This is a genomic window from Sphingomonas sp. ASY06-1R (assembly GCF_052180265.1).
Classification (GTDB): Bacteria; Pseudomonadota; Alphaproteobacteria; order Sphingomonadales; family Sphingomonadaceae; genus Sphingomonas_I.
The window spans coordinates 1,612,307-1,625,622 of the sequence record NZ_CP197464.1 but is presented as its reverse complement, the minus strand read 5'-3'; the positions used below and the strand labels follow the sequence as shown (position 1 = coordinate 1,625,622).

The following is a 13,316-nucleotide window of genomic DNA, read 5'->3' as shown; positions in this document are numbered from 1 at the left end:
GGGACCGTCATGACCCCCCACCTCACGCCAGGCATCGATGTCGCCCTTTTGGTCTTCTGGGCTTTTGTTTTGTTCTTTGTCGTCCTTGTCTTTTATCTGCGCCGCGAGGACCGGCGTGAAGGCTATCCGCTCGAGGATGAGGCGTCGGGCCGGATCGAGACTGCGGGCGGGCCGATGCATACCGCGTCGACCAAATCATTCCTGCTGCCGCATGACCATGGCATTGTGACCGCCCCGACCAAGGGCCGCGAGCCGGTCGATATCGCCGCACGGCGCACCGATCGCTTTCCCGGTGCGCCGTATGCGCCGACCGGCGATCCGCTGGCCGATGGCATCGGCCCGGCGGCCTGGGCCAACCGCGCGAAGCGGCCCGACCTCGACATGGACGGACATCCGCGGATCGTTCCGCTGAGCGGTGCCGCCAGCTTTTCGGTCACCAGCGACATCAATGGCTGGCCTGTGGTCGGCGCCGACAATCAAATCGCGGGAACGGTTGGCGATCTGTGGATCGACACCGCCGACCGGCTGGTCCGCTATATACAGATTGCGGGCGGTGGCGGGGTGGGCGCCGGATCGGTGCTGGCGCCGATGATGATGGCCAAGATCGATCGCCGCCGACGGCAGGTCAAGATCGACGCGTTGCTCGCCAGCCAGTTTGCCGGGGCGCCACGGATCGCCTCCGCCGACACGATTACGCTCTACGAGGAAGAGCGCGTGCAGGCCTATTTCGGCGGCGGTTACCTTTACGCGACACCGGGCCGGCAGGAGCCCTATCTATGACCGAATATGAAAATGAGCCGATCCCCGGCCTGCCCGGCCTGTTGCCGCCAGGCGAGCACATTGTGTGGCAGGGATCACCCGATTGGCGCGCGCTGGCGCGGACGGCGTTCCATACGCGGCTGATCGCCGGCTATTTCGCAATGCTCTCGGCCTGGGCGTTGATCAGTTCGATCGCCGCCGGCGTGCGCGCTCCAAGCGACCTGATCGGGTTCGCGATGACGATCGTCGTCGGCGCCATCGGCGTCGCCTTGCTCCATCTGCTCGCCTGGGGTTCGGCGCGCACGACCATCTACACGCTGACCAACCGTCGCATCGTGATGCGGATCGGCATGGCGCTGCCCAAATGCATCAACCTGCCGCTCGCGCTGATCGGCGCAGTGGACCTTACGACGCGACCCGACGGTACCGGGGATGTGCCGCTGACCCTCACCGGTCAGCAGCGACTCGGTTATGCCGCGCTGTGGCCGCATGCCCGGCCGTGGAAGATCGCAACGCCGCGGCCAATGCTGCGCGCGGTGCCCGGCGCGGCCGATCTCGCGGCGCTGATCGCGCGGACCTGCCTGGCGATCAATCCCCACGGCCGGGTCGCAACCGCCGACACGCGTGCGGCCCCCATGCCCGTCTTTGCCGAGGCGGCGGCGGCATGAGCGCGGCACACAGCCATGCCCATATGCTGCCGAAAGGGGCGCTGATCATCGTCGGCGCGTTATTGGCGTTCGTCCTGACCGCGACGAGCGTGGTCCGGATCGCCCATATTCCCCCCGCCGCCTCGCCCGAATTGATGCGCGAACAGGCCGGCATCGCTGCGGTAAAGTCCCGCAATCTGCGCTTCACCGACCGCACGGACGGGGCGGTGGTCATCGCCGATGTCAAGGGCGGCATCGCCGAGGTGATCGCGCCAGGTCAACATACCGGCTTCATCCGCGGCGTCATGCGGGGGCTTGCGCGCGAGCGCCGCGCACACGGGATCGGCGACGGTCCGCCGTTCAACCTTACCTTGTGGCGCGACGGCGAGCTGACCTTGACCGACAGCGCAACCGGTCGTGCGATCGAGCTGACCGCGTTCGGGTCGACCAACCGCGCCGCTTTCGCAGCGTTGCTTGACGCGAAGGGACCCACGATATGAGCTTCCTCAGCCGCGCCAGCTTCGAGACGCCGTGCCGCGTCGAAGTCGAACTCAGCGACGAGTTCTGTCGCGCGAATGTGGTGCTGGCGAACGATTACGACATCGGCCCCGGCGATCGCGTGAAAGTGCACGGCGCCCCGATCAGCGTAGGCTTCGGCGAGCGCCGTGTTGTCGAGCGGATCGCCACGGTCGAGCGCGCCAGCACCGTCGAGCGGTTATGGACCAAACTTGCCGGCCATTTCGAAATGGCAGAACTTTACGAAGTCAGCTTCAGCGATCGGACGACGGTATGAACGCGATCACCCCCATCAGCCCCGGGCTCGACAGCGAAACCATGACGATCGCGCGCGAGGATACCGTCCTTTCGCCCCGTTTCTACACGACCGATTTCGCGGCGATGGATCGGATCGACGTCAGCGCGGTGCGCGGCGAATGGGACGCGCTGATCGCCGAAATGGCAAGCGACCCCAACAAGCTGCATTTCAAGCGCACTGCGGCGTTCGACGGCGTGATCGAAAGCCTGCCCGACGGCCTGCGTGAGGAGTTCATCGATTTCCTGGTGAGCTCGCTGACCGCCGAATTCTCCGGCTGCATCCTCTATGCCGAAATTGCCAAGCGCGTGAAGAATCCCGACATCAAGCAACTGTTCAAGCTGATGAGCCGCGACGAGAGCCGCCATGCCGGGTTCATCAACGACACGCTGAAGGACGCCAATATCGGCATCGACCTCGGCTTCCTTACGCGGACGAAGAAATACACGTATTTTCGTCCTAAATTCATCTTCTATGCGACCTATCTCAGCGAGAAGATCGGCTACGCGCGATATATCACGATCTTCCGCCATCTGGCGAAGCATCCCGAATTGCGCTTCCATCCCATCTTCAATTGGTTCGAGCTATGGTGCAACGACGAATTCCGCCACGGCGATGCGTTTGCGCTGCTGATGCGCACCGATCCGAAGCTGTTGAGCGGCATCAACAAGCTTTGGGTCCGCTTCTTCCTGGTCGCGGTCTATGCGACCATGTACGTGCGCGACCACAACCGCCCGGCCTTTCACAAGGCACTGGGCATCGACCCGAGTGACTATGATCAGCGCGTCTTTACGATCTGCTCGGAAATCACGCGCCAAGTGTTTCCGGTAATATTGGACACCGACAGCCCGCGCTTCGCCGCGGGGCTGGAGCGGATGCGCAAGATCGCAGTAGAAATCGATGCAGCGAAGAAACGGGGCGGCGTGATCGGCGGCCTAAAACGCGCGGGGTTGACTGGCGCGGCGGCGATCAATTTCGCGCGGCTGTTCTTCACGCCGGTCAAGCGCAACGTGGCCCCCGCCGCCATTCGCCTGGTGCCCACCTGGTGACCGTCCCGCCGCTCCTGTTCGCGCTGCTGATGTGGTTCATCGGGACAGCTGCGGTGGTCTGGCTCGACAGCCGGCCGCGGGAAACGTTCAAGACAAGCTTGTCGCTCGCCGGGCTGGTCGCGATAGCGGCGTTGGCGCTCATCTGGATATTAGCCGACGATCCCAGCGTCACGGGCGCCTATGCGGCGTTCGCAGCAGCGATCGTGATCTGGGGCTGGCACGAAATGAGCTTCCTGATGGGGGTGGTTGCCGGGCCGAACCGTACCGCATGCCCGCCCGGCGCGACCGGCTGGCGGCGCTTCACCGCGGCGACGGCGACGGTGATCCACCACGAACTGGCGATCGCCGCAACCGCGATCTTGCTGTTCGCGATCACCTGGGGCCAGCCCAATCAGGCGGCGCCGCTGACTTTCCTGCTGCTGTTCGTGCTGCGGCTATCGGCCAAGTTCAACCTGTTCTTCGGCGTACCCAATTTGAGCGACGAGGTGTTCCCCGAGCATCTTGCGCACCTGAAAAGCTATTTCCGCGTGCGGCGCATGAACGCGCTGTTCCCTGTTTCCGTCGGCTTCGGGATCATCCTCGCCGTCTGGGCATGGGTGACGGCCGAGGCGGCCCCCATCGGCAGCGGCGCGGCCGCGACAGGCGCGCTGATCGCCGGCTTGACTGGGCTCGGCGTGGTGGAACATCTGTTGCTGGTGATGCCGGTTCGCGACGCGAAAATGTGGCGGTGGGCGTCGAGCAAAACGAAAGACAAAGCGGCTCAAGCCGCGATCATTGAGTGGGTGGGGAGGTAGCGATGGACTACGAAGCACAGTTTGCCGAAGCGCTCGACGGGTTGCGCGAGGCGGGCAATTATCGCGTCTTCGCCGATATCGAACGCCAGGCCGGCCAATTCCCGCGCGCCAAGCGCTGGACCGAGGACGGCCAGGTCGACGACGTTACCGTATGGTGCTCGAACGACTATCTCGGCATGGGCCAGCATCCCAAAGTGCTCGATGCGATGCATGAAACGCTCGACCGCTGCGGGGCGGGCGCCGGCGGAACGCGCAACATCGCCGGCACGAACCATCAGCATGTGCTGCTCGAGGCCGAACTTGCCGATCTCCACGGCAAGGAAGCCGCGCTGATCTTCACGTCGGGCTATGTCTCGAACTGGGCGGCGCTCTCCACGCTGGCCGCACGGCTGCCCGATTGCGTTGTGCTGTCGGATGCCCTCAACCACGCCTCCATGATCGAGGGGATCCGGCATAGCCGTGCCGAATGCCAGCGCTGGCGGCATAACGATGTCGCGCACCTGGACGAATTGCTGTCGCAGATCGCTCCTGGCCGCGCCAAATTGGTGGCGTTCGAGAGCGTCTATTCGATGGACGGCGACATTGCGCCGATCGCGGAGATCCTTGACGTCTGCGAACGCCACGGTGCGCTGACCTATATCGACGAAGTCCACGGCGTCGGCCTTTACGGGCCGCGCGGCGGCGGCGTTGCCGAAGAACTTGGGCTGATGGATCGGATCGACGTTATCGAAGGCACGCTGGGTAAAGCGTTCGGTGTGATGGGCGGCTACATCGCCGCCTCCAAGAATCTGTGCGACTTCGTCCGCAGCTTCGCCAGCGGATTCATCTTCTCGACCGCCCTGCCCCCTGCGATTGCGGCTGGAGCGGCGGCGTCAATCCGCCACCTCAAGGAAAGCCAGATCGAGCGTGTGCGCCACCAGAATCGCGTCAAGATCGTCCGCCAGCGGCTTGACGCCATGGGCATTCCGCACCTGCCCAATCCCAGCCACATCATTCCGGTAATGGTCGGCAACGCGCACCACGCGAAGATGATCAGCGACTGGCTGCTGGCCAATCACGGCATCTATGTTCAGCCGATCAACTATCCGACCGTGCCGAAGGGTACCGAGCGGCTGCGTATCACGCCGTCGCCTGTCCATACCGATGGCGATATCGACCGGCTGGTCGAGGCGTTGAGCGAATGCTGGTCGATGTGCGAACTCGTCCGCAAACCCCTCGCTGCCTAAACGTCCGATCGCAGATGGGCGTGGGCAAGCATCGAATGCGGCTTGACTGCCGATAGATCCCTTGCCGCAAAAAGAGTGGCCCCAGCCGCTGAGGTCAGGCGCACGGAAGAGCCGCAGCATCCAGCAAAGGTCGATCCGCGGTTTGGGCGCCGGATCCGGTCCGGCCGTCTATGGGATGCTATTCGGTGAGACTTTGGCGCAGCCGCCGCACCGCAAGCCATACAGTACCGACCACCACAGGCACTGCGATCGCCATCGCGACATCGTGCCGCACGCCCGGCATCGCCAGAAGCAGGTAATTTACCAGGCCGACCAGATAATAGCTGATCGCGACCACCGACAGCCCTTCTACGGTCTGCTGCAGCCGCAGTTGCAGGTGCGTGCGGCTGTCCATTGAGGTCAACAGGTCGCGATTCTGCTTGGCGAGTGCGATGTCGATCCGCGTTCGCAGCAATTCGCTGGTCCAAGCCGCACGCTGCGACAGGTCTTCAAGCCGTGCGGAAAACGAGTCGCATGTTCGGAGCGCGGGCATCAGGCGCCGCTCTGTGAAGTCGGCCAGGGTCTGGTATCCGCGCACGGCGCCGATCGCCAAACTATCGAGGCGATCCTTACTGATCTGCCCATAAGCGCGCGTTGCGTTCATCCGATAGCGTGTTTGGGCGAGCAACCGGGCGAGCTCGGCCGACAGGAAGGTCAGTTCGTCGAGGAGCTGGTCGTCCTCAGACGTTCGTTCGGACACTGCCTGGGTAAGACCGGCAAGCCGTGTTTCCAATTCTGTTACCGCAGGGGTTAGCCGCTGCGCGAGCGGCAGGCTGAGCAAGGCCATATTGCGGTAATTGCCGAGTTCCTGAAGACGCAGGAGCAATTGCGCTGGTTCGTCGAGCTCCAACCCGCGATCCCGCACGAGCAAACGGCCATAATCGTCCTTGTGCAATCGGAAATCGGACATGACCGTCGCGAGCCCGTCGGCGACCTCGCAATGGATCAACATTTCCGGGACGAACCAGCGCTCGATGTCGGCCACTGCCGGATCTGGAGCGTCGCGGGCAACCAATGCGATCTGGGTGGCGCGGACAATCTCGCCCGGCATGCCCGACAGGATCGCGGCCTGGGTCGGCTCGAACAGCTCTGGGTCGAATGGCGCATCGAATGGGCCGGAGCGCAGCAACGTGTAGGTCGCGAATTCCGTATGAAGTTCCCAGATCAACGTCATCGCGCCGAGATCGAACATCGCATATTTGCCCGATGCCGGTACAATTTCGCGGGCGGCCTTCGTCGATAATGTGTTGATATGATCGCGTACCGCGGCGGCTGACCCCTCCCCCAACAACGTCACGATCTGCATCAACCGGCACGGAGCGGCCAGGCGCGGCAACCGGCGAACATGCATCTCTTCCGACAGCGCGGCGCGCAGCGGATGATTGGCTATCGTCACGCTCCCGCCGGTGGCGGCACGCGTTCGGTCAGTGCCGCGTTTCCCGGCGGCGCGGACCCGGGTCATTTCCGTACTGTGGACGCCGCCGGCTTGTTGTTCCCGGTCATGGCATTCGGTTTGGCGAACGCCGCTGGCACCGCCTCTGCAACCGGCGACACCGCAGCGGGTGCAGCACTACCGCGCAATGCCGGCGCCTGGGCGATCATGCTGACCCCGTTGAGCGGTTTGGACGCACCCTGATGGCAGGTCGCGCAATTGACCTTGAACACGTCCCCATGCGGGCCCTTGCGGTTGGCCGGGAACACGCCCTGTAAAGAGCCCAAATACGTCTCGTTGGTGTCCCGCACCATGCGGATGCCGTAATAGGCAGTGCCGCGCTGGGCCCGGCTGAGGTTCCATGCGCGGAACGACTGCGAATTATGGCAATAGGTGCAGTTGACGCCCAGCGCCGCACTGATCGACATCATCAAGCCGTAGGTCTGCTCGGCATCCTTGATCGATACGACGTGATCGGGCGATGGGAAGGCGCTGTTGCCGGCAACGCGGATCTGCGCCTTCCCGTTAAGATATCGTGCAAACGGATCGTACGGCAACGATGAATAGCCGACATTGCGATTCGGCGTGTTTTGCCCATATTTGTTGCCGCGGATCGATCCCGGGTTAGGCGAGCCTTCTGCCAGCGACCAGCGATACTCCGGAACGGCATTGCCGCGGTGGCAGGTATAGCAGGTGACCCCGGTGGTCTTCACATGGCTAGACCAGCGTGAATTGATGTTCATCGTCATCTGAAGCATGCGCCGCGCGACGACCTTCGTATACTTCTCGTCCGACGCCATGTTCTCCGGATTATGGCAGTAATTGCAGCCTTCCGCAGGCGGCGCGACCCACTGGTTTATTTCTGCCATCAAATGATCGAAGCGATCCTTGCTGACCCCGCCCAGCACTTTGAGATTGGTGTAGCTGGCGGACGCGAGAGGACCGCCGTCGGGTGGCAGCGGATATGGCGCCGGGGGAATGGCGTTAGTCTTAGCCGAATGCGCCACATCGGTAATTTGCTGAAGGCCTGCGCCTCGATAGCCAGTCTGGGTGGATGTCTTGGGCCCGAGATCACAGCCGCCGAGCAGGGCGAAGCTCAGGCCGGCGACCGCCGCCGCGGCGCGGGTGCGGATGTTGCTCATTGCGGCGCTCCCGGAAGAGTAGCAGGATCTACGACGCCGGTGCCGGGATAGCTTGGTGCGTAACCGTGCAGCACCGCCCATAGATACCAGTTGTCGACCACGGTTCCCGTCAGCAGGATACCGATCGCGCCACTCAGCGGTGTCAGGACCGCGAACCACCAGGCCCAGCGATGGATCGATTCCATCGTCGCGTTGAACCCCATCGTCCAGCGCCAGAACAAGGCCCCGCGCTCGGCCGCAGTGCCGCGATCGGTGATCTGCTCGATCTCGCGCTCACCGCCATAGCGCCCGACCGCAAGTATCGTCGCGCCGTGCATCGCGAATAGCAGGGTCGATCCATAGAGGAATGCGATTGAGAGGCAGTGGAACGGGTTGTAGAACAGATTGCCGTAGCGGATCGAAAAAGCCGCGGTCCAATCCAGGTGCGGGAAGATGCCGAACGGCACGGCTTCCGCCCAGCTGCCCATCAACATCGGCCGGATGAAGCCCAACGTCATGATGAAGAAGATGATCGCGGCGAATGCCCAGGCAACGTGCGTTCCCATGCCCAGGGCCCGTGCCCGGCGATAGGTGCGGATCCACCACAGGATCAGCGAACTGACCATGAAGAAGCCGGCAAATTGCCACCAGCCGCCTTGCGCCAATGGTACGAACAGCTTGAAGCCCCATTCGGGTCCGGGTGGCTCAAGCGCCAGCCAGGGTAATTGGCGGACGAACTGGATCGGGTTCCAGTTGACGCTGGCGAACATGTTGAGCCCGATGATCTCGAAGCTCAGAAACGCGCACACCAGCGATGCGATGCCGAGCGTACCGAGATAGATCGGCCCGATTTGGGCGGCACCGATCGTGCCGAGCCAATAATTGTAGATGCCATTGCCGCTTCGCGGAAAGCTGCCCGCCGGCAGCCGCGGACCGGCCTCGAGCGGCCCACGCAGTTGCACCTGCGTAAACATGTTCTGATAGCGCGCCATCGCCTATCCCCCTCAAGACCAAATCGGCAAGTTGAGCCACCAGGTCCACCATTCGGGCCAGCCACGCGTCCAGAGGGGCCCGGAGATGATGATGCACACCGCGCTCCAGAATCCCGCGCTCAATGCCAGGAACAATCCGAGGCGATGGATGCCGAGCGTGCCGATCGAATAGCCGATCGTATCGCGGAAGAATGCATCCTCATATTCGGGCGACTTGACCGCTTCGCCTTTGGGCGGGTTCACCGCCGACAATACCAGCGCGCCGTGAAACGCGAGCGCTCCGCCGGTGACGAAGAAGAAGCTCACCGCCAGCATGTGAGCGGGGTTGTAGTGGAAATGGAGATATTGGTAGCCGGTGTTCGACACCCAATCCAGATGGCTGAAGATGCCATATGGGAAAGCAAAGCCCCAGGCACCCAGCAGAGCCGGCCGGATCACCTCCAGCGAAACATAAGCAAAGATGGCGAAGCCGTAAGCGAACGGCACGTGATACCCGATGCCGAGTTTGCGGCAAATCTCCACTTCGCGCAGCGCCCAGGAAACGAAAGCGCCGATCGCGCAGATCGTTATGATTTGCCAGAAGCCGCCCTCCCGGAGGGGCGCCAGGGCCAGCCCGTATTTGAGATCCGGCGGCGCGATCGAGATCAGCCATGGGTTCCATATTGGCCCCAGCGAAGCCGCATAGAATATCAACGCCGTTCCCAGCGCTGCGGTAATCGCGGTGACGACGCCGAAAAAGCCGACATAGAAAGGGCCGACCCAGAAATCGAACAGGTCGCCGCCGATCAGCGTGCCCCCCCGCACCCGGTATTTTCGCTCGAAGCTCAGCAGCGCCATAGCATCTCTCCGTCCCCGGACGCTTGGTCGGGGATCGTTGCCGTTAATCGGTGCGGGAGACGAGACCGGATTGCCTCCGGCCTCGTCCGCCCGCCTCCACGCGCTACCGCGCGGAGGCGTCGGTCGCTCAGCTGGCCGGAGCCGCAGCTACCGGAACGGTCTTGTGCGGACCGTCGAGCCAATTGAACTTGTCGGTGCTGAGCAGGATGAAGTGAATCAACAGCGCCAGCACAAAGAGGAAGATAAAGAGAGCGACCAGCGCACGGCGCGGATCGAAAATCAGCCAGATTCTCCACATGACGTGGGTCCTTTCGATTATGGTCGATTGCTTAGCGGGCGCCGGTCAGAGCCAGGGGCGCCAGTTCCAGACCAATACGTGCGCTACGATCGCCACCGCGGTGAAGATCAGGAAGCTGATCATGAAGATCTTGTGAAACTCTTTGGCTTCCTCGGGGGTCAGGTAGGTTCCTGGTCCCATCCTTTCGTTTGGCTCGTTCATTTCTACGTCTCCGTTATTCCCGAAGAGGGTAGGAGCGTGAAACGCGCTCCCCGGCGGCATCCACGCGGGCGATGTGCCCGCAAGGATCGGTGTCGCGCTGGATCGGGGCCGGCGCGGATGGGTGCGGCGGCGCTCACGGCCCCCGACTTTCGCTGATCGCAAGCGCGAGGCGCTCGGTGGTTACCTTGCTCTCGCCGGCTCGGCGCGCGGCGCGCTCGGCCGCGTCGCGTATGCGTTTGGCCATCGAAATGCGGACGAGGACCGGCTCGCGCTCAACGGCTGCATCAAGCTCGATCTTGGCGTCGTCATCCCACATGACTTCGCGGTCGATCCTGGCGGGGGTGGCCTCGGCCTTGTCGAGCTGGCCTGCGAGCGGAAGGATATGAAAAAGCGCGTCGAACAGGGCGTTACATACCTCCTGGACGAGATATGTCGCGCCGGCATAGCCCATGAACGGGGTACCGGTATGGCGGCGGATTACCGCACCGGGAAAGCTTGCTGGAATATAGACACCGCGCCCGCCCGCCTCGGCCATGTACATACGTTCGTTGAAGCTGCCGAACAGGATCAGCGGCGGATTGTCGCGCACCATGTCCTTGACCGACTGGTTGTCCGATTTGGTGCCTGCGCAGCGGGACACCGCAAAGGTACAAGGCAGTCCCATATCGTCTTCGAGGAACTTGCGGATGCCACGTGCATACGTATCGGTCGCAACGATCCCGAAACTCGCAGTGCCGAAGAAGTCCTGCGTCACCGACCGCCATAGATCCCAGAGCGGCTTGATCGTGGTGTGCTTCTCGCGCTCGATGAACGGTTCGGGATCGAGCCCGGTCAGCTCGCCCAGTTTGCGCAGGAAGAGCGTTGTACTTTCCAGCCCGATCGGCGCCTGGAGATAGGGACGTTCGAGCGCCTCGCAAAGGTTGCGGCCGAACTCGCGATACATGCATATATTGACGTGCGCGTTGGCGAGCTTTTTCACGTCGGCGAGATGGCTGCCGAGCGGGAATGTCATATTCACCTCGGCGCCGATCCCCTCGATCAGCCGGCGGATCTCGGCAAGGTCGGACGGCATGTTGAAGGTGCCGTACATCGGCCCGATGATATTGACCCGTGGCCGCTCGCCGTCACGCAACGCTTTCAAAGCCGGCACTTTCTTCGGCCCGAACTGGGTCCACAGCCACGTCAATGCGCGGTCACCCGATTGCCATTGATCCTCGTCGATCGTGCGCGGCAGGAAACGCTGGATATTGGTTCCTTCGGGCGTGACGCCGCCACCGATCATTTCCGCGATCGAGCCGGTGACGACCACTGCGGGGAGATCGGGATCGAGCGTGGCCCAGGCCCGCTTCATCGCGCCCTCGGTGCCGTCGCGACCCAGCTCCTGCTCGCCAAGTCCCGTCACGACGATCGGCAGTTCGTGCGGCGGAAGGCCGTCCGTATAGTGCAGCACCGATGTGACCGGAAGGTTCTCGCATCCAACCGGGCCGTCAATGATGACCTGCAGCCCCTTGATGGCCGTAAACGCGTAGACCGCGCCCCAATAGCCGCCCGCGCGGTCATGATCGATGATCAGGGTCATGTGCCGATATGCTCCTCCGCCTTCGCGGCGGCGATGCGTTTGGCGGCAAATTTGGCCTTGAATTCGGGGCGATCAACGGGCGTTTCCTGCCACACGCCGGCGGTCGCGTCCTTGCCGACGCCCTCGAAAAAGGCCGTCATCTTGTCGAAGCGATGCTGGTTCGCGATCGCGGCATTAATCACCATCGCGAGGCTTCCAGCGCCCGCCGGCCCCATCAACGGGCGGGCCGAGATGAGATTGGTGAAGTAGAGTGCCGGGATCGCCTTCTGCTTGGCATATTGGACGACGGGCGTGGTGCCGATTGCCAAGTCCGGACCATATTCCGCGACCGCCGCGATATCCTGTTCCAGGCTCGCGCGGTATTGCACGCGGGCCCCGTGCGCTTCGAGCCATTCGCGATCGGGGTCGGACCAGCATGTCCGCGGACAGGCCGTGCCAACATAAGGCACGTCTGCGCCGCTTTCGATCAGCAGCCGCGCGACAAGCAGTTCCGAGCCTTCATAGCCCGACACCGTGATGCGCCCTGTGACGGGTTTGGCGGCGAGCGCGCCGCGGATCGCGGGGATGAAGCGGTTCTTGGCCAGATCAACCTTGTCTTGAGCGATACCGCATGCCGCCCCGATCGCGTCGAGCCACGCCGCCGTCCCGTCAGCACCGACCGGCGCTGAGCCCACTATGCTGCGCCCCGCGCCCTCGAATTCACGGATGCTGGCGGTGTAGAAAGGATGGATTGCGCCGACCGCTGCGCAGTCGAGCGCCTGATAAAGCTCGCGCCATTCGCGGGTCGGGACGACGGGGCCGGCCGCAAGTCCCAGCGGCTCGAGCATGACGCCGATGCCCGGCGGATCCGCCGGGAACATCTCGCCGAGAAGTGTGACCGTTGGCCGGTCCGATCGTTGCTTGGGCGCGGCGACGGGTCCCTGTTCTGCCTCCTTGCGCGCGTAACTCAGCATCGCACCAGCCAGGACGTCCTTCGCCTCGGCATGCGTCGGCACCCCGAAGCCGGGCACGTCGATCCCGATCACGCGCACCCCGTTGATCTGATCGGGCAGCAACTGAAGCGGCACGCCCGAGGCGGTCGGCACGCAGAGATTGGTGACGACAATCGTGTCGTACAGCGCGGGATCGGCCAGCCCCTCGACCGCTTCCTTGATATCTTCGAACAATTTGCCGGTGACGAGCGTCTCGGAGCTGAACGGCACATAGCCGACGCTGCGCTTGGCGCCGTAGAAATGGCTGGTGAAGGTCAGCCCGTACACGCAACAGGCCGAGCCAGACAGCACGGTTGCTGTGCGCCGCATCCTGAGGCCGACACGCAAGCTGCCGAATGCCGGGCACATTGATTGCGGCTGATCGTGCGGACCTTTCGGATAATCGGTCGCGTACCGGGCAAGCACGTCCGACTTACCGGCCGCGATTGCCGCGTCGCGCAAGACATCCTTGGATCCGCAGCCACCCTCCACGGCAACGACAGGCGCCGAGCTCAGATCGATCCGGTCAAGATCACGGGGAAGAGTGGGAGCGTCCATCT

At 63.3% G+C, this 13,316-nt stretch carries 15 protein-coding genes; 7 read left to right on the top strand and 8 right to left on the bottom strand.

The features are described from left to right. Window positions 1-9: 9 nt before the first annotated feature. Genes puhA through hemA form a run of 7 tightly spaced genes read left to right on the top strand, consistent with a single transcriptional unit; the run spans window position 10 to window position 5,286 of the window. The gene (gene puhA, locus ACSBM8_RS07935) at window positions 10-780 is read left to right on the top strand and encodes a photosynthetic reaction center subunit H (protein WP_442681091.1); all 771 of its coding nucleotides are present in this window, start codon (window positions 10-12) and stop codon (window positions 778-780) included. After that, window positions 777-1,427: a photosynthetic complex putative assembly protein PuhB gene (puhB, locus tag ACSBM8_RS07930; RefSeq protein ID WP_442681090.1), complete on the top strand. Its 651-nt coding sequence runs from the start codon at window positions 777-779 to the stop codon at window positions 1,425-1,427. The genes puhA and puhB overlap by 4 nt, the downstream gene beginning before the upstream one ends. Then, window positions 1,424-1,906 (top strand): photosynthetic complex assembly protein PuhC, encoded by a 483-nt coding sequence (gene puhC / locus ACSBM8_RS07925; protein ID WP_442681089.1) that lies wholly within the window; start codon window positions 1,424-1,426, stop codon window positions 1,904-1,906. Before puhB ends, puhC begins: the two co-directional genes overlap by 4 nt. Continuing rightward, window positions 1,903-2,199 (top strand): hypothetical protein, encoded by a 297-nt coding sequence (locus tag ACSBM8_RS07920; protein ID WP_442681088.1) that lies wholly within the window; start codon window positions 1,903-1,905, stop codon window positions 2,197-2,199. The genes puhC and ACSBM8_RS07920 overlap by 4 nt, the downstream gene beginning before the upstream one ends. After that, a complete protein-coding gene (acsF, locus tag ACSBM8_RS07915; protein WP_442681087.1) occupies window positions 2,196-3,266 on the top strand; it encodes a magnesium-protoporphyrin IX monomethyl ester (oxidative) cyclase in 1,071 nt (356 codons plus the stop codon). The genes ACSBM8_RS07920 and acsF overlap by 4 nt, the downstream gene beginning before the upstream one ends. Then, window positions 3,263-4,060 (top strand): putative photosynthetic complex assembly protein PuhE, encoded by a 798-nt coding sequence (puhE, locus tag ACSBM8_RS07910; protein ID WP_442681086.1) that lies wholly within the window; start codon window positions 3,263-3,265, stop codon window positions 4,058-4,060. The genes acsF and puhE overlap by 4 nt, the downstream gene beginning before the upstream one ends. 2 nt (window positions 4,061-4,062) lie before the next feature. Next, window positions 4,063-5,286, top strand: a complete 1,224-nt coding sequence (hemA, locus tag ACSBM8_RS07905) for a 5-aminolevulinate synthase (RefSeq protein ID WP_442681085.1) — start codon at window positions 4,063-4,065, stop codon at window positions 5,284-5,286. Window positions 5,287-5,464: 178 nt separating this feature from the next. Here hemA and ACSBM8_RS07900 read toward each other — a convergent pair whose 3' ends face one another. From ACSBM8_RS07900 to bchY, 8 genes are all read right to left on the bottom strand, one after another. Further along, entirely contained in the window at window positions 5,465-6,721 is a 1,257-nt protein-coding gene (locus ACSBM8_RS07900; protein ID WP_442681084.1) for a DUF3422 domain-containing protein, read from the bottom strand. Window positions 6,722-6,783: 62 nt separating this feature from the next. After that, a complete protein-coding gene (gene pufC, locus ACSBM8_RS07895) occupies window positions 6,784-7,899 on the bottom strand; it encodes a photosynthetic reaction center cytochrome PufC (RefSeq protein WP_442681083.1) in 1,116 nt (371 codons plus the stop codon). Further along, window positions 7,896-8,870 carry a photosynthetic reaction center subunit M gene (pufM, locus tag ACSBM8_RS07890; RefSeq protein WP_442681082.1) on the bottom strand — a complete coding sequence of 325 codons (975 nt, stop codon included), beginning with the start codon at window positions 8,868-8,870 and terminating at the stop codon, window positions 7,896-7,898. The genes pufC and pufM overlap by 4 nt, the downstream gene beginning before the upstream one ends. Window positions 8,871-8,882: 12 nt before the next feature. Then, window positions 8,883-9,707: a photosynthetic reaction center subunit L gene (gene pufL / locus ACSBM8_RS07885; protein WP_442681081.1), complete on the bottom strand. Its 825-nt coding sequence runs from the start codon at window positions 9,705-9,707 to the stop codon at window positions 8,883-8,885. 127 nt (window positions 9,708-9,834) lie between these two features. Beyond that, window positions 9,835-10,005: a light-harvesting antenna LH1, alpha subunit gene (gene pufA / locus ACSBM8_RS07880; protein WP_442681080.1), complete on the bottom strand. Its 171-nt coding sequence runs from the start codon at window positions 10,003-10,005 to the stop codon at window positions 9,835-9,837. 45 nt (window positions 10,006-10,050) lie between these two features. Continuing rightward, a complete protein-coding gene (pufB, locus tag ACSBM8_RS07875; RefSeq protein ID WP_442681079.1) occupies window positions 10,051-10,206 on the bottom strand; it encodes a light-harvesting antenna LH1, beta subunit in 156 nt (51 codons plus the stop codon). 133 nt (window positions 10,207-10,339) lie between these two features. Continuing rightward, window positions 10,340-11,785, bottom strand: coding sequence for a chlorophyllide a reductase subunit Z (gene bchZ, locus ACSBM8_RS07870; RefSeq protein WP_442681078.1), 1,446 nt, complete (start codon window positions 11,783-11,785; stop codon window positions 10,340-10,342). Beyond that, window positions 11,782-13,314, bottom strand: a complete 1,533-nt coding sequence (gene bchY, locus ACSBM8_RS07865) for a chlorophyllide a reductase subunit Y (RefSeq protein WP_442681077.1) — start codon at window positions 13,312-13,314, stop codon at window positions 11,782-11,784. Before bchY ends, bchZ begins: the two co-directional genes overlap by 4 nt. Between the last annotated feature and the right edge of the window lie 2 nt (window positions 13,315-13,316).

What these genes read in the sequence shown, in the direction of transcription:
- bchY (WP_442681077.1), bottom strand. Translation starts at nt 13,314, where the DNA reads ATGGACGCTCCCACTCTTCCCCGTGATCTTGACCGGATCGATCTGAGC.
- pufM (WP_442681082.1), bottom strand. Translation starts at nt 8,870, where the DNA reads ATGGCGCGCTATCAGAACATGTTTACGCAGGTGCAACTGCGTGGGCCG.
- hemA (WP_442681085.1), top strand. Translation starts at nt 4,063, where the DNA reads ATGGACTACGAAGCACAGTTTGCCGAAGCGCTCGACGGGTTGCGCGAG.
- pufB (WP_442681079.1), bottom strand. Translation starts at nt 10,206, where the DNA reads ATGAACGAGCCAAACGAAAGGATGGGACCAGGAACCTACCTGACCCCC.
- bchZ (WP_442681078.1), bottom strand. Translation starts at nt 11,785, where the DNA reads ATGACCCTGATCATCGATCATGACCGCGCGGGCGGCTATTGGGGCGCG.
- puhB (WP_442681090.1), top strand. Translation starts at nt 777, where the DNA reads ATGACCGAATATGAAAATGAGCCGATCCCCGGCCTGCCCGGCCTGTTG.
- pufA (WP_442681080.1), bottom strand. Translation starts at nt 10,005, where the DNA reads ATGTGGAGAATCTGGCTGATTTTCGATCCGCGCCGTGCGCTGGTCGCT.
- pufL (WP_442681081.1), bottom strand. Translation starts at nt 9,707, where the DNA reads ATGGCGCTGCTGAGCTTCGAGCGAAAATACCGGGTGCGGGGGGGCACG.
- puhA (WP_442681091.1), top strand. Translation starts at nt 10, where the DNA reads ATGACCCCCCACCTCACGCCAGGCATCGATGTCGCCCTTTTGGTCTTC.
- puhC (WP_442681089.1), top strand. Translation starts at nt 1,424, where the DNA reads ATGAGCGCGGCACACAGCCATGCCCATATGCTGCCGAAAGGGGCGCTG.
- ACSBM8_RS07920 (WP_442681088.1), top strand. Translation starts at nt 1,903, where the DNA reads ATGAGCTTCCTCAGCCGCGCCAGCTTCGAGACGCCGTGCCGCGTCGAA.
- acsF (WP_442681087.1), top strand. Translation starts at nt 2,196, where the DNA reads ATGAACGCGATCACCCCCATCAGCCCCGGGCTCGACAGCGAAACCATG.
- pufC (WP_442681083.1), bottom strand. Translation starts at nt 7,899, where the DNA reads ATGAGCAACATCCGCACCCGCGCCGCGGCGGCGGTCGCCGGCCTGAGC.